19 protein-coding genes are annotated in these 19,371 nt (G+C 47.3%); 2 read left to right on the forward strand and 17 right to left on the reverse strand.

The window, feature by feature from the left end:
- Nucleotides 1–94: 94 nt before the first annotated feature.
- The 3 genes from ABIE48_RS27120 to yidC all read right to left on the reverse strand — a co-directional run bounded on the left by ABIE48_RS27120 (nt 95) and on the right by yidC (nt 2,804).
- Nucleotides 95–568: an HIT family protein gene (locus tag ABIE48_RS27120; protein WP_192717235.1), complete on the reverse strand. Its 474-nt coding sequence runs from the start codon at nt 566–568 to the stop codon at nt 95–97.
- A 126-nt stretch (nt 569–694) separates the two neighbouring features.
- Nucleotides 695–1,633: a phosphotransferase gene (locus ABIE48_RS27125; RefSeq protein WP_192717173.1), complete on the reverse strand. Its 939-nt coding sequence runs from the start codon at nt 1,631–1,633 to the stop codon at nt 695–697.
- A gap of 328 nt (nt 1,634–1,961) precedes the next feature.
- On the reverse strand, nt 1,962–2,804 hold the full coding sequence (yidC, locus tag ABIE48_RS27130; protein ID WP_192717174.1) for a membrane protein insertase YidC: 843 nt from the start codon (nt 2,802–2,804) through the stop codon (nt 1,962–1,964).
- 792 nt (nt 2,805–3,596) lie between these two features.
- On the opposite strand from yidC, the gene ABIE48_RS27135 reads away from it, so the two are divergent.
- Complete coding sequence (locus ABIE48_RS27135) at nt 3,597–4,544, forward strand: helix-turn-helix domain-containing protein (protein WP_354520022.1); 948 nt, start codon at nt 3,597–3,599, stop codon at nt 4,542–4,544.
- A gap of 210 nt (nt 4,545–4,754) precedes the next feature.
- A complete protein-coding gene (locus tag ABIE48_RS27140; RefSeq protein ID WP_145164652.1) occupies nt 4,755–5,705 on the forward strand; it encodes an aldo/keto reductase in 951 nt (316 codons plus the stop codon).
- Between the two features lie 58 nt (nt 5,706–5,763).
- Here ABIE48_RS27140 and ABIE48_RS27145 read toward each other — a convergent pair whose 3' ends face one another.
- The 14 genes from ABIE48_RS27145 to rlmD form a co-directional block, all read right to left on the reverse strand.
- Complete coding sequence (locus ABIE48_RS27145; RefSeq protein ID WP_192717175.1) at nt 5,764–6,405, reverse strand: HAD family hydrolase; 642 nt, start codon at nt 6,403–6,405, stop codon at nt 5,764–5,766.
- Nucleotides 6,406–6,613: 208 nt separating this feature from the next.
- Entirely contained in the window at nt 6,614–7,798 is a 1,185-nt protein-coding gene (locus tag ABIE48_RS27150) for a serine hydrolase domain-containing protein (protein WP_354520025.1), read from the reverse strand.
- Between the two features lie 210 nt (nt 7,799–8,008).
- Nucleotides 8,009–8,686, reverse strand: coding sequence for a pentapeptide repeat-containing protein (locus ABIE48_RS27155; RefSeq protein ID WP_260867104.1), 678 nt, complete (start codon nt 8,684–8,686; stop codon nt 8,009–8,011).
- A 114-nt stretch (nt 8,687–8,800) separates the two neighbouring features.
- A complete protein-coding gene (locus ABIE48_RS27160; RefSeq protein WP_145164658.1) occupies nt 8,801–9,466 on the reverse strand; it encodes a TetR/AcrR family transcriptional regulator in 666 nt (221 codons plus the stop codon).
- A 239-nt stretch (nt 9,467–9,705) separates the two neighbouring features.
- Nucleotides 9,706–10,239: a GNAT family N-acetyltransferase gene (locus ABIE48_RS27165; protein WP_192717176.1), complete on the reverse strand. Its 534-nt coding sequence runs from the start codon at nt 10,237–10,239 to the stop codon at nt 9,706–9,708.
- Between the two features lie 97 nt (nt 10,240–10,336).
- Nucleotides 10,337–11,002, reverse strand: coding sequence for an HAD family hydrolase (locus ABIE48_RS27170; RefSeq protein WP_192717177.1), 666 nt, complete (start codon nt 11,000–11,002; stop codon nt 10,337–10,339).
- Between the two features lie 187 nt (nt 11,003–11,189).
- Entirely contained in the window at nt 11,190–11,786 is a 597-nt protein-coding gene (locus ABIE48_RS27175; RefSeq protein ID WP_192717178.1) for a chloramphenicol phosphotransferase CPT family protein, read from the reverse strand.
- A gap of 153 nt (nt 11,787–11,939) precedes the next feature.
- A complete protein-coding gene (locus tag ABIE48_RS27180; RefSeq protein ID WP_192717179.1) occupies nt 11,940–12,662 on the reverse strand; it encodes a nucleotidyltransferase domain-containing protein in 723 nt (240 codons plus the stop codon).
- Nucleotides 12,663–12,731: 69 nt separating this feature from the next.
- The gene (locus ABIE48_RS27185) at nt 12,732–13,007 is read right to left on the reverse strand and encodes a hypothetical protein (protein WP_354520028.1); all 276 of its coding nucleotides are present in this window, start codon (nt 13,005–13,007) and stop codon (nt 12,732–12,734) included.
- Between the two features lie 155 nt (nt 13,008–13,162).
- Nucleotides 13,163–14,092 carry a tRNA dihydrouridine synthase gene (locus tag ABIE48_RS27190; protein ID WP_483312697.1) on the reverse strand — a complete coding sequence of 310 codons (930 nt, stop codon included), beginning with the start codon at nt 14,090–14,092 and terminating at the stop codon, nt 13,163–13,165.
- Between the two features lie 790 nt (nt 14,093–14,882).
- The gene (locus ABIE48_RS27195) at nt 14,883–15,524 is read right to left on the reverse strand and encodes a peroxiredoxin-like family protein (protein ID WP_192717181.1); all 642 of its coding nucleotides are present in this window, start codon (nt 15,522–15,524) and stop codon (nt 14,883–14,885) included.
- 100 nt (nt 15,525–15,624) lie between these two features.
- On the reverse strand, nt 15,625–16,140 hold the full coding sequence (locus tag ABIE48_RS27200) for a hypothetical protein (RefSeq protein WP_192717182.1): 516 nt from the start codon (nt 16,138–16,140) through the stop codon (nt 15,625–15,627).
- A 516-nt stretch (nt 16,141–16,656) separates the two neighbouring features.
- Entirely contained in the window at nt 16,657–17,235 is a 579-nt protein-coding gene (locus tag ABIE48_RS27205; RefSeq protein ID WP_192717183.1) for a TetR/AcrR family transcriptional regulator, read from the reverse strand.
- Between the two features lie 346 nt (nt 17,236–17,581).
- Nucleotides 17,582–18,925, reverse strand: a complete 1,344-nt coding sequence (rlmD, locus tag ABIE48_RS27210) for a 23S rRNA (uracil(1939)-C(5))-methyltransferase RlmD (RefSeq protein WP_483312670.1) — start codon at nt 18,923–18,925, stop codon at nt 17,582–17,584.
- Nucleotides 18,926–19,371: the final 446 nt, after the last annotated feature.

Raw genomic sequence — 19,371 nt, forward strand, 5'->3', positions numbered from 1 at the left:
ACTATCCTGCCCGTTAGTTTAATGAGAGAACCTTATTTTTTTTCTCTAGTAGAGACCACGTAGTTTCAGGTTCATCTCCTACTAGGGGATATCATTAGTTGTTTTCCTTTATCCAAGAACGCAACTTATCAGCATAGAATGAGCGTTCATCTGGATCGGACTGATAACCCTTTGACAGATAAAGTTGATCATTCACATATCTAGGGTAAACATGGAGGTGATAATGCCACACGTCTTGATTGCCGGCAGGCTCATTATGTTGCCGCGTAGAAATCCCCTCACATCCATATGTGCTTTTCATTGCAAATGCTGTAAGCTGAGCCGCAAGGTGAATTTCAACAGCGTAATCCGCGGGGAGATCATAGATGTTCTCGAAATGTTGATTAGGAACAACAAGAACATGTCCTTTATTGTTTGGCCACCATTTGCTCGCTATAAATGCCGTTACCTTTTCATTCTGATAAATGATATCCCTTTGTTTTGTTCCCTGATTAGGCCGCTCGATACCCCAGACACGACAAAATGGGCATTCGTATCCTTCGGGCTTATGTGAAAATGATGCTGTCATCTTTCTCATTCAACTCCTTTCATATTTTTTCAACCAGCTATTTGACGCGGGCAACTTCTGTTCGTTCCGTTAACCTACCCGTTCTCCACCCTTGGTTTTAAATGAGTTATAATGCCATCGCATCTGCTAATCCATAGTAATATCTACTACTTGTTTCGCGAAAGCAGCATAGGGTCTGACCAGATCCGGCCTTTGATTAATAGCCCACCTAAGGTTATCAAAAGCCCGTAATAACAGATAATTCCTTATGCCAGAAAGGTCTTCTCCACTTATTCCGTATCCATCTATAAACGCTTCGAATTCTTCAGCATTTGGGCTTTCATCCAGCCCTAGGATTTGGTAATGCATCAATTGAGCAACAGTTGCATGGGGCACCACGCTTACTTTTGCATTCCAATCCAGCAAGATCACTTGGTTTCCCTGATTGACAATCGTATTCTTTAATGAGATATCTCCATGGTTTAATCCGAAACGGAACGGTTCACTCTTTATATCCTCAAACCGTTGTTTTATTCTCTGCGATTCCACCTGATTGATTACTCCAAGTTCAATCAAGGGATCATGCTCAGTCAAACTATTTATATTATGCTGTACATACCCTTGCCAAGTACCGTCTGATCCAGCATGAGGCGGTGACTGAAACTCCCCATGGATAGGATCAATCAGATTTTCTCCGTATCCCTTCACTTGAATAGAATGAATAAGCTTGGCATATTCGCCCAGTCTTCTCCAAATAATAGACTTTGGTACAGTACTGTCTACCCCGTTGACTCCCTCAATAAAGGCTTGAATCATATATGCTGTCTCATCAACTATGCCAATGGACAACACCTCAGGTCCAGGAACGCCTGCTTCAGCTGCTCGCTCGATACACCATTTCTCTTTGATAAAGCTAGGATATTCATCTTTTCCGTTCATACGGACAACCACTTTATGAAGCTCTGTTTCAACTACGCATACCTGATTTGTGATGCCTTTACCTTTGATCTGATAAGAAGCTATAACTTTTTCCTGAAGAAAATTGCCTGCAATTCGTGCTGCTTGTTTAACTAAAGAGTCGTCCATTGTGAGTTTTATCCTCCCTCAAGTACCTTGCTTTGAATAGTTTACCACGACTTTTTTAGGAGATCGTTTATTAAACTACCCTGCCCGTTAGCTTAAGGCGATAATGCCAAATAAATTAATGCCTTGCCTTCAACCCTTCAGTTTCTGCTCTTGCGCTTCCTGACTCGCCTGCCCTCTATGACTCGTCGGTAAAAAGTTGTCCTTTTCATTTCGGCCTGTCGCATAGCCTCAGTTTCCCCGTTAACGAGCCAACAACAAAAATAACAAAGCATCTGAGGTTACGCCTCAGATGCTCTGTATTCAGTATTATTTTATAACTGGTTCGATTTTATAAATCATCTGCACCAGTAGGTAGGTTTTTAATCGCTGCCTTTGGCTTCATGTACATTTTATTGAGTATGATCGTTTGCACGATAATGAATATACCGCCAACAGCCCAATATAATGGTAACGCGGCGGGCATCCCAAAAGAAAATACACCCATCATGATCGGTGATAACAACCCGATGAAAGCCATTTGGTTATTTTGATTTTGCTGATACTGCGCTGAAACGGATTGAGACACGCGGAACTGAACGTAATACACCGCAGCGGCAATAAACGGCAAAATCATATCTGTTTTCCCCAAGCTAAACCACAAAAAATCGTGAGCTGCAATCTCTGGGGTACGACGTATGGCGTAGTAAAATGCTAGGGTGATTGGCCATTGGAGAAGCATCGGTAAACACCCCATGTTTAAGGGATTAAATTGATGCTTCTGGTAGAGCTGCATCATCTCGGCTTGCTGTTGTTTTTTTGCATCCGCACTGACGTCGTTCTTATACTTTTCCTTAAGTGCAGTTAACTCCGGTTGGAGGACGGCCATCTTTTCTTTCATGTCCATTTGTTTCTTGGTTTGATTCATCATGAGTGGCATGATCGCAAGTCTGATGATGAAAGTCATCAGCACGATCGATAATCCGTAGTTTCCGTGAAATGCATCCGCGAAGAATTTGATCAAGATCGAAAATGGATAAATAAAAAAGTGGTTAAATATCCCTGATGAGTCGGCATTAATCGAGTTTGATTGGGATGCTGTCGAACACCCGCTGAGCACAATGATCGGAATAACTCCAATCAACATGACGAGAATGGACTTGGCCCATTTTTGGAGCAACAAAATCTTTTTCATCGTTGTCCTCCCTATTTGAAAGTATGGAATATCAATGTGGGGAAGGACTATTGTCGTCTTCATCAGGTGCTTCTCTTCGTCTGGCGATACGTACTATCCACCGCTGAATGCTGCTGGGTTGTGACAGTCTGACAGCCACAAACCAAGTTGAACCGGCTGCAGCAATTTCATGCCCCCAGTGTATCTTTTGTGAAGAAAGATAGGTGAATGGAAGTAACACTACGGAAGAGATGAGAGCAATCGAGAATGCCAATTGAACCAAGTCATAAAAATGCTCCAGTCAAGTTCACCTCCGCATGAGCGATATGGGTTTTTTTTATAATAATTATACGCTTTAAAAAACTGTGTAGTTTCACTAATCTGCCCGTTAGCTTAATGCCTGAAGCCAGCTTAGCACTGTAACTCCGTTAGGTTCTAATCGTTACACTTATAATACGGTTCATTTTAACCGTCATAACAGCAAAAATTACGAAAGGAGCTGGCGCCGCCAACTCCTTCGCTCTTTATCCATTTCTTGTCTAATCATAGTAATTTACTTTCTAATCACTTAACAGGCACGATTCAGTTTTTCGTAGTAAGCCCCGGTCATCTTCATAGTTGAAAATAGAAACCAGGAGAACTTGCTCGTTTGGAGCTAAATGAACAAGTCGTTTGAGCTTTTCAGCAAAGTATTCTCGTCGGGTTCCAGTTATACTAAACGTATAAGCACATCTTTATCAGGTACCGTCCAAACGGCTTCTAATTATTCTACAGGTAAGCGCAGACGGGCATATCCGAAAGGATGATTATGAAATGGAAACTAGAGCAATCGCAGGAACAAGTAAGGCGGGGACGTCCACGACTATGAGATCAAGCAAAATGGTCAGGGTGCCTCAGGAACTGGTAAAGTCCCCGAATAAAAAAGGGAGCTTGAAGCTGGATGGGATGTCCGTTATCGAATTCTGTTTTTACACGCAAGGCATAAAAGGAAGCTTTTTTTTGCAGGATCATCTTCTGCTAATCGTCAAGTCGGGTATCTATACCATTCGCTTCGGTGATCGAGAATACACAATACGGAGCAACGAAATGATGTTTATTCATAAATCAATGGGAGTCGAGTACGAGAAAGCGGGTGAACCCGATTCCGATTATATTCTCGACTATACGATGTTTTTCCTGAACGAGAAGATCGTAGGTGAATTCCTCAAATTCGCCGGTTTACAACCAATTTATCTCGTGAATGATGTCGTTCCGATAACCGTCTTTCCGATCAATGACCGCATTGGAAGCTATATCGAATCGTTAAAACCCTATTTTGAGAACCATGACGAAGTCAAAGAAGGACTCGTTCGTGTAAAGCTGATGGAATTGCTGTTTCATATCGCAGATTCGAATGATCGTTTGTTGCATCAAATGATGCAACCCATAAGCAAGGAAAGAGGCAGCATTGCAAAGATCATGGAGGAGAACTTCATGAATCCCGTTTCCCTTAACGACCTGGCCTATTTGTCCGGCAGAAGCCTGGCGGCGTTCAAAAGGGATTTTCAAGCAATATACAACACCTCCCCGCTCAAATGGGTTCGCAATCGAAGGCTGGATAAAGCCAAGGAACTGTTAGCGGAAACCATGTTATCTGTTACGGAAGTCTGTTTTTCGACCGGATTTGAAAATATCGCTCACTTTTCCAAAGTATTTAAGGAAAAATTCGGACTCCCGCCTTCAGAGTTTAGACGGCAGCTGAGGTTGAAGGAGGATGCCTAAAGGGGCTGAAAAATGGCTGCACAGGCACCTGATTTGAAGATACCGTTTCGCGGAACTTACAGCGGAACGGTATTTTGTTATGTACAGAAACCAAAATGAGCTAAATAAACAAATAGAAATGAGCTTGTAGGCAAAGAAATTCATACGTCTCCTTGATATTCTTATCTCATGCGGTAAACGTTTCACTAATTTAGAAAGGTGTTGAAACAAATGAAAAAAGTAAAATTGCAAAATGAAATGATTCCTCCGATCGCTCTTGGCACCTGGTCATGGGGAACCGGTCAAGGCGGCGGGGATGCTATTTTCGGGAATCATCTTACCGCGGAAGACTTAAAACCGGTTTTTGATTCGGCGATGAAAGCCGGACTCCATTTATGGGACACTGCGACTGTGTACGGAATGGGAGCCTCCGAAAGCATTCTGGGCGAGTTTACCAAAGGCCGCGACGATGTGCTGCTCTCAACGAAATTCACTCCGCAACTTGGCGGCCCTGTTGTAGACCGCTTGAACAGCAGCCTGGATCGGCTCGGCGCAGACCAGACGGATATCTATTGGATCCATAATCCTCTTGATGTAAAAAGATGGACTCCCGAGCTGATTCCGCTCATGAAAAGCGAAAAAGTAAAATATTCAGGCGTCTCCAACCACACTCTGGAGGAAATCCAACTAGCACAAAGTATTTTGGCTGAAGAAGGGCTGAAAATCTCTGCTGTACAAAATCATTACAGCTTACTGTACCGTTCGTCCGAAGAAGCCGGAATTATTGATTACTGCAACGAAAACAACATTGTGTTCTTCTCCTATATGGTGTTGGAACAAGGCGCATTAACTGACAAATACAATGCGAAAAATCCTCTCCCCAGCGGCACCAGAAGAGGAGAGGCGTTTGATGAAGACGTGCTTGCGAAGCTGGAAGGCCTGATCCATGTTATGAAGGAAGTCGGCCATAAGCACAATGCGAATTCTGCACAAGTTGCCATCGCTTGGGCCATTGCGAAAGGAACCGTTCCGATCATCGGCGTTACGAGAACTTCCCAAATTGCTGATGCTGTTAAAGCCGCCGAAATCACGCTGACAGCACAGGAAGTCCATGATCTTGAAGCAGCGGCGAAGGAGACGGGGATAGTAATCAAAGGTGAATGGGAAAAGCCGATGCATTAATCACTATAATCCGTCTTGTGCCGGCCTTACCAGGCCCAAACGAAGGTTCTAGGGTCTCTCAGGTTACTTTCAGGATAATGTCCTTTAGTTCACTCAGAGTCTTGATTCGATAGTTGGCCTGTGAGAAGTCATGTGTTTTGGTGAAGTCGTTATGGACAATAGCACAGTCGATACCAGCCGCCACGGCTGAGTTCAACCCTCTGTTTGAATCCTCTACAACCAGGGTCTCTTCTTTGCTAGCCCCGAAGCGCTTTAGGCCGGTCAAGTATGGTTCCGGGTGCGGCTTGGTGTGCTCGTAGTCTTCACGTACAAGGACGAATTCCATGAATTGTATGATCTGGCGCTTTTCATGAATAAGTTGAAAATCCGCACGTTTGGCAGTCGTCACGATGGCCATGCGGACGTACTTTGACAGTTCGGCTAGAGTTTCAACCACACCTTCAATCTCTATGGCTTCTGTTCTTAGATACTCCTGATAATAGACGTTGCGGACCTCACGCTGCTTGCTGATGGTCTGTTCATCAATACCAGCCGCCCTAGCTTGGGACCAAGTGCCTAATGACTGGGTCATGTCACGGAGGTACTGATCTTTATCCAAGGTAAATCCAATGTCAGCCAGAGCGCGTTCTCCCGCTTTGTAATACCAGAATTCAGTATCCACCAGAACACCATCATGATCGAAAAGTATGTACTTCTTCATTGTTTGGTTCTCCTTTGGCAGCTGTGGCAACCATTCGTGCCATCACGCGCTGTTGATCACCCTAAATAGACGGGCCTGATGTGTTACTGAAGAAAATAAGTTATTAAATAATTTCGGTTCTACAATTACTCTATCCTGCCCGTTAGTTGAATAAAGCCAGCCGATCAAAGTAATCGGCTGGCTTCTTGTTCGTACGGGGCCAAGGTGGTCAGTCCTGTTTACTGGCTGGCTCGGCCGCGTCAGCCGACCCGGCCTGCCCGCCGCCGAACACCTCCTCGACGAGCCTCGGAATCGCCTTCTGGAACGCCGCTGCCAGGGACATGGCGACGTCGTCCACATAATTCACGGAGGCGGTCAGGGTCTTGCTACCGTCTGGCGTGCTGTACATCAATGCCGCGTAGCCCGAAATGCCGCCGTTGTGGGTGATGATGGTAACGTCGCCGTTCGGACCGGCGTTCTGCACGAACACCCCCAGGCCATAGCCGATTTTGGGATACGGCTTGCACATCTCGGCCAGCAGCGGGGCCGGGAGGAGCTTGCCGCCCATCAGCGCGGAGATGAACGTGTGGAGATCCTGGGTGGTCGAGATCATGTCGCCGCCGGTGGAGATCCAGGAGGGGTTCTGGCGGGTAATGTCGACCGTCTTCTGCTCGCCGGCCTCCTCGTACCGGTAGTAGGCGTGGGCATGCGGTTCGGGGATCTCCGGCTGGGTGTCTGGTACCACGGTACCCGACAGCCCAAGCGGCCCCAGTATCAGCCGCTGCATCTCCTCGGCGAGCGAGCTGCCGGTGACCTTCTCGATCAGCAGCCTGGCCAGCACGTAGTTGGTGTTGGAATAGCTCCAGTCCGTTCCCGGCTCGAATCGCGCCGGCTTGGATAAAGCCAGCTGTACCAGTTCCTCCGGCCGGTAGGTCTTGAACCGGTTGTCTACCCACTCCTGGCCCTGCCAGGGGATCCCCGGCACGACCGTCCCGTCTTCGTAGTACTCGCCGGTGAAGTTGAACACCCCGCTGGTGTGTTGCAGCAGCATCCGCACCGTGATCCGCGGGTCCATCCCGAACTCAGGCAGGTAGTCTACCACTGAGTCGTCCAGCCCGATCCTGCCCTCGGCAACCAATTGCAGCACCACGGTCGCGGTGAAGGTCTTGGTGTTGCTGCCTATCCGGAAGTGCCCGTTTGTAGGCGGCTTCGCCTCCTCGCCCAACCTGCTCACCCCGGCGCTGCCGACCCACTCGCCCTGCTCATCGTTCACGCGCAGCTGTACCCCGAGGAAACCGGAATCGACGATCTCCTGGATGGCCTTCTGCAGCTCCGGTCGATCCTGTCCGGCAGCGAATCCTTTTTCCTTCATATTTTCTGACGAACTATAATTTTCTGTTGTTTTCTTTTCCATTTCGTTTCCCTCACTTTACTTTTTTATCAGTCCAATTGGTTTAAACTACAAACTCTCTCCCGGCTTGGCGTTCTCCTTTATCAAAGAATCCGCTTGTGTTCTTTCACTATAGAAGGCTCCGAAACGTCACCTTTCAGCACTTGGAGCTGCTTGTTGGATTTTTGCAGTCCTTTTGCCAGAGTGGTCTTGGTTTGCATCGGATCCCCTCCCTTAAATGACGGTGACTTTTGACAAATTGGCATCCATGCCTTTGAGAGCAGCAAATGTCAGTTTATCCATCGTCGCGCCGTCAAAGCAGATCGTTTTGATCATGCGATAGTACTTCTTAGTAAAGGTAAACCCCGGTTGGAAAGAAACATTTTTTAATGTAGCGCCCTTGAACGAAGCGTTGCTTAAATCCGCTCTGTCAAACTTCACACCGATAAACGTCTGTCCGTCGAAACGCTGCCCGCTCAGATCGGAGTACTTGAAGTCAACCCCGTCAAACCAACAGCCCTCAAAAATCGTTGTTTTCAGATCCGTTGTCGTTAACGTGACGTCGGTCATCCTTACGCCCGTGAATTTGGCTCCGTTAAGATTCGCGCTGCTGAAGTTGGTTCGTACAAGAATCGACTTATTGAAGCTTGCATTGGTCAGGTCAAGCGAAGACAGGCTGCAGTCCGTCAGATTCGTGCCGTCAAAGTTGGCTTCGCGTACGTCGCTTCTATTAAACGTACTGCCGGTCAAATCCGAGCCCGAAAAGTCGGAACCGGCGAGCGCGCTGCCCTTAAACTGTCCTTTATGGGCCGTAACGCCCGCTAAGTCACTCTTCACCAGGTTGCTTCCACTAAAGTTGGTCACGACTTGCTGTTCCAGCGAGCGGGTGGTCATTGTCAATTTCTGATTCATTACATTCACATCTCCTTATAATTAAGTTTTCTAACAAGCACTTTGAATCCGGGTCACCTATTCATACCAACCGTTGGTATGAATAGGCTTAAAAATAAGCTGCCTCTCGGCAGTTTAGTTTTCTTTGCTGACTTCCCTAGCTGACATACGCAACAGTTCCTCGTACCGTTGAATCATTTGCTCATCGAACAGGTCAAGCCCCAGGCCTTTCAATATTTCATCGAAAAGCTTTACCTTGCGCAACACTACCTCGGGCGAAGCTGGAATGATCGCCGGGTTTAACCAAATGTTGGTGAGTACCATCAGCACTTCGCTAAGCTCCCTAGGATAGTCAGTTTGGATCGATCCGTCTCGCATACCCTGTTCGATAATGGGCTGGATATAGATGGGTACGGCTTTATCGATGATGTTCTCGATCAGTGCCGCCAGCATCTTCGGATTACGCAAGAGGTTTGGTGCCACCGATGCCAATTCGTCTTGGGCGGGATTGTCGAGAGAGACGAGGGAAATCTTGCGAAGCTTTTCCCGTCCGTTCAGCTCCTTGTCGTCCCGGACACTGGACAGCATATCATCAACACCTTGGAACAAATGATCGGTGACAGCCTGCAGGATCTCCTCCTTCGACTTGAAGTGATGGTAAATTGCCCCTTTTGTCAGCCCGCCCAGCTCGTTGATGATATCCTGAACGGAAGTCTGCTCGTATCCCTTTTGAATGAACAGGTTAAGAGCCACGGTTAAGATCTGGTTGATTGTTTCTTCAGGATATTTATTCCTTGCCATACGTCTCCTCTTTTCATACATTCGGTTGGTATGTAACAAATATATCCGATCATCCTTTTAATGTCAACACCAAAAAAAACAAAATCATTTGATTTGGGTGTTCGGGCGCGAAGCAGCTCTTCAGCTAGCTTTTCACGATGATTTGAATGTACAAGATGCTCACGTCTCGTAATAATATTTTCATTAAGCTATCGTACCCGTTAGCGTAATTGCTAATGAAACAAATTGGATTCCATCAATTATTTTATGGACCAGGGAATAGGTGTAACCTGATTGTTCTCCCAGTCTTCCCTAATCACCGCGTAACCGACGGAGTCGAACAATAGCCCGGCTTGTCTCCAAGATTTACGATGATACGCTTCCAACACGAACAACGATTTAGCAAACAGAGCCCGCATACCCGTGTTATCCACTCTGGTATGGCCTTCAATGCGGATCGCTGCCGGATATTCAGAGAACACGTGTGAGACGATCCACCTCAAAGCTGACTTTCCGATACCCTTGCCCCGATACTCGCTTTGGATTCTCAGATCGAACATTACAATCGGATCTGAGACGTCAAACAATCGGATCAGCCCGATTTTCTGATGGCCGCCTTTATCAATGATCCAGAACGTTCGAGTATTCTCATTGTGATAGGCGCCATTTTCATAAGCCTTTCTGATATCGGATTCAGTAGGGTTCTCAACTCCATGATAAGGCCAGCTATCTGATGTGAGGAACTGTACGAGCTCCTCAACTTCCTGTTTAACAGATTCAAAAGTGATACTCATGGTAATAACCCCTTTCTGTGGCTATGTGAATCATCTCTAATGTAATCTGCCTATTAGCTTAATAAATCTGCTGGTCATTATTCAGCTACACTGTCCGTTAGATTAACTTCATATGGATATTGGGCAGAAAGTTAATTACATCCATCGGGGTATGGGCAAACATTGTTGGACATATCGGCTTAAGTCGTTCATAATTGCCGTCTCCCCAAAGTGCCGCAATACACTTCATTCGTGCTGCATGAGCTGCTCTTATATCTGAGGGTTGGTCTCCGATATAAAGACAATTTTCAGGGAGTGAATTAAAGTAACTTGCAGCGAGAACTAGAGGATCAGGGTGAGGTTTGTGTTGTAGAGTGTCTTCCTGGGCTACGATAACGTCAAACAAGATGTCCAATGATTTGTTTTGTAATTCTTTTACGACATGAAACCGCCGTTTAGAAGATACGATTCCCATCCGATAACCTCTCTGCTTCAATTCGTCCAGTAGCTCGGGTACATCTGGGTAGCAAGGGATCTGTTCCGCACGTTCTTGGTAGTAACGTGTTCCAGTATCTAGAATTTGTTGTGCCAAACTGTCATCGAACCATTCTTTATAGACTACAGGAACGGGGCGTCCAACCAGCTGAGAAAATTCGTCGTCTGTCGGCTCTCTTCCAAGCACCTGTTTAAATCCATAACGTGTACCTTCCTTTGCGAACGAATCACTATCTTGAATTGTCCCATCCAAGTCCCACAGAACCACTCTGATCAAAAGTGCCACCATCTCAACTCGATTCCTTCGCAAAATCACTCCATTATCCTTGCCCGTTAACTTAACGACGACAGCCTATTATTTTGTCCGGCTGACGTCATGCTGGACCATTGTTTCCATTAGCATCATTCCAAATCCCCCGCCAGACAGGGGCAATAGCCCCCATCTTGAATATGTTGTTATCTGATGGATTCGCCTTCTATGAAACACTGACCTCTCTTTTACTTAATTTCTTAAATGCAGCATAATTCTGATCGGACTTAATCAAACTTAATATTTTTTCGGCACATTCTGTCGGACTCAACTCTTCAGTATTTACTTCAAGGTCATATTCATTAAAGGAATATACTTTGTCGAATTGGGAAGCTGCTAGTCCAATCTTTCGATCTCCTCTAATTTGCTCTCTTCTTGCGAGTTCTTCTTTCGAGCATATGACACCTACAAATAATGTAGGATAATCAAAAAGTACATCAAGATAATCATTAAACCACTTATCATTTTCGATTACGGTATCAACTATGACATTCAGTCCCATTTCGGAAAACAATTTAATTGTCGCGTAGTACATGGAGATTATGGGATCAAATATTATTTGTCCGATAACTTCATCATCCAATTTTCTTACAGGTTTAGAATCTGGAAATTTATTATTAATAAAATCATTGTAATTATGATAAAAATCATCAATGGATAAATGATGAAAAAGAATCTCTTTCTGGTTGGTCAGTTCCATGGAAATACTCGTCTTTCCTGCACTTGAAGTTCCGTTCAACAACACAATAAGTCCTTGCTTCAAACGAACCACCCTTACCTATAAGATTTGCGTACTTAAGCGTTGAATTCCAACGGCTAGTTTTTTGTTCTAATCCATTGAACCGCCTGATGTACGGACCACTTCCTTTTTGGATGACTAAGAGAGCTTTTCATCGCTGAAACAAATCCCTCATCTTCACTTTTCCCAGTAATTCACTTCATTTTCCAGCTGGTCTCCCCATGCCTCATACACTTGATTAAAACCAAAAGATCTTAGCAATTTTTCGGTAGCTCTAAACAATATGATCTGATCCTTGGGGTTAGCGGATTTGGATATCGCTGCAAACCGTTCGCTTAAAGCTGTCTTCTGCATAGGAAGATGCTCCAAACGATCGAGTAGTATATCGACTCTATCCAAATAAGGGGGAATAAGCTTATTCATACTAAACAAGCAATTGATTAAGCACATAATAGACGATGAAGCCTGCAGTAAAGACCCAAGTTCATTATTTCTTCTTACGGCCTTCATAGATCGGTAAAAAGCATTCAGATAGGCATCCAGCCATCTCGTGACATGTTTCTCAGATTCTTGATCAGATAGTGTACAGATTTCATGAATAACCGATGGCAGCCATGTGGTATGGTCAACGATGATTTGAGCAGTTAAAAAGGCGTTTGCTCGCCAATCCGATAATTTTTGAAGCCCTTTCATCTCCTTTTCGCTTATGTAGGATACATCCCATTTCCAAGCCGCGTTGGGAAGACGCAACACGGGCTCGGACTGTTGATAGACGACAAGTAAATCGACATCCGAGTGCTGGTCATGAGCGTCAGCTGAAACCGAACCCATTAAAAGTACACCTAACACATTGGGCTGACTACAATTTTCATATACTACCTGTTTGATTTGATCAATCATACGAACACCCCCACGATTGTATACTTTTTGTTGTCACTATGAATACAAGTTCTTTTACACTCCTTGCGCCTACATTTCCCGAAGCAGTGAAGTATTCAGCTCCGCTCTTCCCAGGTAACCGCTGCAGATGACAGGGCGGTTCATGATTTCATAGAGTTTTTTAAGATCCGTAATGTACTCTTGGCTCCAGGTTTCAAACGATTCGAATTCTTCCTTGGAAATTTGGTGGTACTCCGGGGTGTCGGCGATCCCCGTTAAGACCTCATACGCATAGATATCATCGCCAAACTTTCCTACAGATTGGTATCTGCCTGTTTTCAGACGGATGTAATCGGTGTATCTCAAGGTCATCACTCCATAGGGATCATCATTATCGTACAATTATCATAATCTGCCTTTCAGTACAACACAATCACAACCGAATAAGACTAAATTCATCCATCGTAGAACGCAAAAAAACTCCATCCCCCTAAGGGACGGAGTTACTCCGCATACCTTATTTAACTGTCCCCGCCCTCATCCATACGCTGTGCAAATTCGTCCAAAAGCGCACGCACTTCATCGGTAGACGCCGTGCTCATCAATTGATTTCTGAGTTCGCTTGCCCCTCTGAACCCTTTGACATAAATCTTGAAAAAGCGATGAAGAGCTTTGAACGGCCGGGTCTCTAATTGTTGGGAATACTGATCATGAAGATCCAGCTGCAATCTTAAAAGATCAAGGTATTCGGCGCTGCTATGTTCCTTCGGTTCTTTTTCAAAGGCAAACGGATTTTTAAAAATACCACGCCCGATCATGATCCCGTCCACACCATATTGTTTAGCCAGCTTCAGGCCCGTTTGACGGTCAGGAATATCTCCATTAATCGTGAGCAGCGTCTGTGGCGCCACACGATCCCGAAGTGCCTTAATTTCAGGAATCAGCTCCCAATGCGCATCGACTTGGCTCATTTCCTCTCGTGTACGCAAATGGATCGAAAGATTAGCGATGTCCTGCTTCAAAATATGGGTCAGCCAGTCCTGCCATTCATCTACCCTGGTAAAACCAAGTCTGGTCTTTACACTTACAGGCAAACCTCCTGCTTTGGCGGCTTGGATGATTTCAGCGGCAACCTCTGGGCGGAGAATCAATCCGCTTCCCTTCCCGTTGGATGCCACATTAGGAACAGGACACCCCATATTGATATCGATCCCTTTAAATCCTGCCTTCGCCATCCCGATACTCATCTTTTCAAAATATTCCGGCTTATCGCCCCATATATGTGCAACCATCGGTTGTTCATCCTCGGTAAATAGCAAACGGCCGCGCACGCTATGATTGCCTTCTGGATGACAGTAGCTCTCCGTATTCGCAAACTCGGTAAAAAACACATCCGGTCTTCCTGCTTTACTCACGACATGACGAAAAACAACATGCGTCACATCTTCCATTGGTGCAAGTATAAAAAAAGGCCGGGGTAAATCGAGCCAAAAATTATCGTTCACTTCAAACTCAATCCTCTCGTAATAATAAAGCTTCAGCCATTATCCAAAAATATAACGCCTCATATTTGACTTCTTATCCACTTATATCATGCTTCATAACATAATGATTAAATCAAAGTACACTCGGATTTCCAACCCTTCTGACCATATTATATATCAAATTACTCTGAAATTTTTATATTGTCAGATATAAGAAAAACTCTATCGACGTAACTTCCAAGAAGACAGACCGCGTTTAAAGGAAGTTTTTCTTGCAATATCAGGAAGCCATGGCTCTGGAGTTTATACTTTCTGATATTATAAGAAAAACTCTATCGACGTACCTTCCAAGAAGACAGACCGCGTTTAAAGGAAGTTTTTCTTGCAATATCAAGAGGCCATGGCTCTGGAGTTTATGCTTTCTGATATTATAAGAAAAACTCTATCGACGTAACTTCCAAGAAGACAGACCGCGTTTAAAGGAAGTTTTTCTTGCAATATCAGGAAGCCATGGCTCTGGAGTTTATACTTTCTGATATTATAAGAAAAACTCTATCGACGTACCTTCCAAGAAGACAGACCGCGTTTAAAGGAAGTTTTTCTTGCAATATCAGGAAGCCATGGCTCTGGAGTTTATACTTTCTGATATTATAAGAAAAAGAACGACCCCCCCTATCAGAGAAATCCGTTCTTTATTCCATTCATTTAATCATGCCATTCCTATGAAACACAGGTATAGCAATTATTATCGTAGGGTTTACAGCTTTCTCAATTCATGCAAAATATTTCCCGGATCCAACCGCTGCATAAAGTCCGGATTCACGTAGGCAGAACGGATGATACCGGATTCGTCGATCATAAAAGTGGAAGGAATCGGCAGGATCCAGCGGTTCGTCGCATTGTATTCCGCCAGGTCCATGCCTATTTGTTTCATCACGTTCTGGATGTAATCCGGAACGTCGTAAAGGATGTTATAAAAAGCAGCCACGAGACCGTTGGTGTCGCTCAGTACTTGGAAGGTTAGCTCTTCTTTCTCCTGCTGGGAAAGCGTGTTGTCGGGGCTTTGCGGGCTGACCGCGATCAACTGGCCCCCCAGGGCTTCGATGTCCGGCAGTAACTTCTGATACGCCTTCAGCTGACTGTTGCAGAATGGGCACCATCCGCCCCGGTAGAAAGTGAGGACAACAGGTCCTCTGGACAGTTCATCATAAAGGTTCACCGTTTCACCCAAGGCATTCTTGAGTGTAAAATCTTTGGCCTTCTCCCCCTCCTGCCGGCCGTAAGGAATACCGGATTCCTGCTGCTCCCGGATCTGACGGAACATCTCTGATTGAATTTCCAAAGGGGTATGCGCGATAAATTGCTGTTTGGCTTCCGCTAAAGCTTGAGTTAATGACATGTTTTGCTCTCCTTTTAATTAAAACTTTCTCATAGAAGCGGCTATAAATTAGATAGACTTGCTGGTTATTAGTTCAGGTGAAATCTCAAATCATGAAGCTTCATTCGGCAGAAATCTCGGCTGGTGAGGCGAATTCCGCAAGCTTGCTTTGCCTGCGCAAATGGATGATTTGGGCTGTCAAGCCAACAATGAGAATGACGAAGAGACTGGCTTGGGCGCCGCGGAGAATGGGCGAACTCAGATCGGTGACGAAGGGATGGCCGTTAGGAACACGGGTCAGGGTTTCGGTAATGGTCGGCAACATCAGCAGAAACGCCGTCAGGCTCAGGAAGATGGTTTCGAGGTACTTCCCCGCACGCCCTAAGCTCGAAATACGCCCGACGCCGTATCCGGCGAGCAGCAGCAAGAGCGTTGCGGTACCAATGGCATAGCTAGCCGACTGATGTGCGATGGGGAATACAGTGATCGCGCCAATCAGCATCGAAATAAAGTAGACGACACCGGGCTTTGACCGGGGCACAATCCGTCCGTAGCGAGCAAACATATAGATTGCCAGCGGAATGGCGGGCAAGCTGCTGAGTGTATGCACCCAGCCGAGTGATGAAATTCCAAACATAATAGTCTCCTTCCAGTCCTTAAGGACAAGGTTGATTTGTTCTGTCTTGGCGCGAAACGATACTAGCCGCTGACAGCATTCCTGATCAAAAATTCATATGGTCGTCATTTTTCGCTACCTACTAATAGGTAGGTTAAAAAGACAAGACTCCGCCAGCTGCTTTAAACGTCCCCCCGTGCCCATCGATAAAAGACACCACGCTCGGACCACTCGACGGGACCGGCCACAGCCGATATCCCATACTCAGCAGTTCTTGATGTATGTCTGATTCATCGACGGGCAGCAGGGGCCGTTTGGCAAACATTCAGCGACAAGAATACGCCGTTCTCACAGTAGACTGACGATATGTAGACGGCATGCCTCGTATCTGCACTTGGCGGATGAGATGCGATTCGTTCGTAATATAGCGGGCTGATCCTCATTAGAACATAGCCTGCTCTCAAGATGGGTAAAGCTAAAGGGTTCACCTCTTTTCTTATAGAACATGGCTACAAACCATCGCCATCACGGCTTTCATCACGAAGAGAATCGCTCCAAAAGCGAGCTTGTCACGACGCCGAATATCTTCGGATCGCCATAGGCACGCGCCGAGAGCATCGCGCCGTGAACCGTCGCCATAAACGCTTCGGCCTCATCATGAGGGGTACCCATCAGTTGAAGCTCCCCTTGCCGTGCACCGCGCTCCAGCACGGATGTCAACCAAGCCGACAGGGAGCGGAAATGCGCCCGGACCTCTAGGCCAACTTCCTCGGGCAGGACGGGGAGCTGGCTTGCCAACAGCGCGCAGACACAAAACGGAGCGCTGTCGTCCATGATGCAGGCTTCCCAATAACCAGAGTAGAACCGAAGCAGTTCGAGCGGATCGGATACCTGATGCTCGAGATTCGCCATCCCCTCTTCAGCTTCTTTCCGATACCGCGCAACCAGCGTTCGGACCAGATCGACCTTGCTTGGGAAATGGTGATGGATGCTCGCCTTACGAATCCCAACCACATCAGCGATGTCAGCATAACTGAAGCCGTTGTAGCCACCAGCGATGATCAGAGAACGCGCACAAGCCAGGATTTCGTCATAGGTGTTAGATAAATTGTTCATATTGTCATTCTACCTTCTGGTAGGTAGTTTGTCAAATGGTGGCATAAGGGCAAAGCTGGATGGAATCATCAGTAGTCAAAATGCAGGCGGTGCAAAGGTTTTAGCGGGTTCTGGGTTCAGGATCGAGGGGAAACGGTATGCACGTATCCTGTCCCGCTCCCTAAAAATAATATTCCCTGCCACCTGGGTTCCCCCGGCGGATATCGATTCGGTTTAAAAAAGCCGAGGAAAAACAGGAGTGAATCCCTGAATTTCGTTCGGCTCTTAGGCAAACTATTTATGCTTTATGCAGACTAATTAGGCTTTGGGCAGAATATTTAGGCTCTGGATGAACTTTGACTGCTATTTACGGACTATCCTTCACCAACCAAGCCACCGATTCCACGTGCACCGTATGCGGGAACATATCCACCGGCGTCACTTCCACCGTGCGATAACCGCCGTCCTCCAGCACCCGCAGATCCCGCGCCAGCGTGGAAGGATTACAGCTCACATACACCACCCGCTCCGGCTTCATCTCCAGAATCGTCTCCAGCAGCTTCGGATCGCAGCCCTTGCGCGGCGGGTCGACGACGATGACGTCCGCTTCAATGCCCTGCTCCTTCCAAGCAGGAATGACATCCTCGGACGCTCCGACCTCAAACGTGACGTTGCTCATTCCGTTCAGCTCTGCATTGCGGCGTGCATCCTCAATCGCCTCCGGCACGATCTCGACGCCGTACACCTTGCCCGCATGCTGGGCCAGAAACAGCGAAATCGTCCCGATACCGCAGTACGCGTCGATGACCGTTTCCTTCCCGATAAGCTGCGCATACTCGACCGTCTTTCCGTACAGCACCTCGGTCTGAGCAGGATTCACCTGATAGAACGACCGCGCCGAGATGGCGAATTTCACGTCGCCGATATAGTCATAGATGACTTCGCTGCCCCAAAGTACACGAGTCACGTCACCGAAAATCACATTCGTCTGCTTCGTGTTCACGTTCTGGCAGATGCTCACCACCGACGGCAGCTGTCCGCGGATCTCCGAGATCCACTCGTCCGCATGAGGTACCTTGTCCCCATTCGTGACCAGAACGATCATCATCTCGCCGGTGCGGAAGGCCACCTTCACGACAACGTGGCGCAGCAGGCCCTGGCCGGCTTCTTCGTCGTACGCGGTGATGCCAAGCTTCCGCCCGATGGCCTTCACACGGGCAACGACCTCATCGTTGTGCTCGTGCTGGATGAGGCAGGCCTCCATGTCGATGATGCGGTGGCTGCCGCGCGCGTAAAAGCCGCCCACCAGGCCGCCTTCGGTGACGCCGATCGGCACCTGGGCTTTGTTGCGGTAGCGCCACGGCTCGTTCATGCCCAGCGTGGCATGAACCTGGATGCCCTGCTGCGCTGCACTGCCCGCTGCGGCGACGGACGCCGGAGCAGCAGCGTCCGCGCCTTCCGCCCCCTGGGCGGCCTGCGACCCGCGCAGCTCGGGCTCGCCGAGCACCTGCAGCTTGCCGATGCGCGTCAGGTTGTCCACGACCAGCTGGCGCTTCCACGCGAGCTGTGCGGCGTAGTCCATGTGCTGCAGCTGGCAGCCGCCGCACTGGTCATAGATCGGGCAGGGCGCCGCGATCCGGTCGGGGCTCGCCTGCACGATGTCGAGCAGCTTGGCGTAGCCGTACTGCTTCTTGGTCTTGAGCACCTTCACGCGGACCTTCTCGCCGGGAAGGGCTCCCGCGACGAACAGGGGTATAGCCTTCGGCGCGGCCTACTCCTTCTCCGTCATGGTTCATGCCGATGATGTCGATGACGGCCTCATCGTTTTTGGCTACCGGCAAGCCGGCAATCGCTGCAGGCGTACTGCGGCGGCCGGGGTTCCGGTGGCTGTGTCGCTTGTTCATGCTGCTTGATTCACTTCTTTCAAGTATATTTTGAAAGGGAAAGCCCCGATGTACGGCGGCCTGTCCACTTGTCTTCGTCAAAGTTAAGTTGAGGAATGATACTGATCTATGATTTATCCCGCGGGTCATAAGCCCCACAACCCTCTGGCTTCATTTCTTCCCCGCATCCTTCCCATTATAACAGAAAAGCGCACAAAAAAAGTCAAGATGCCCTGCCCCCATCCCTGGCGGATGAGCCGCATGCCGACACCTT

It is taken from the genome of Paenibacillus sp. OAE614 (assembly GCF_040546645.1).
Taxonomy (GTDB): Bacteria; Bacillota; Bacilli; order Paenibacillales; family Paenibacillaceae; genus Paenibacillus_AQ; species Paenibacillus_AQ favisporus.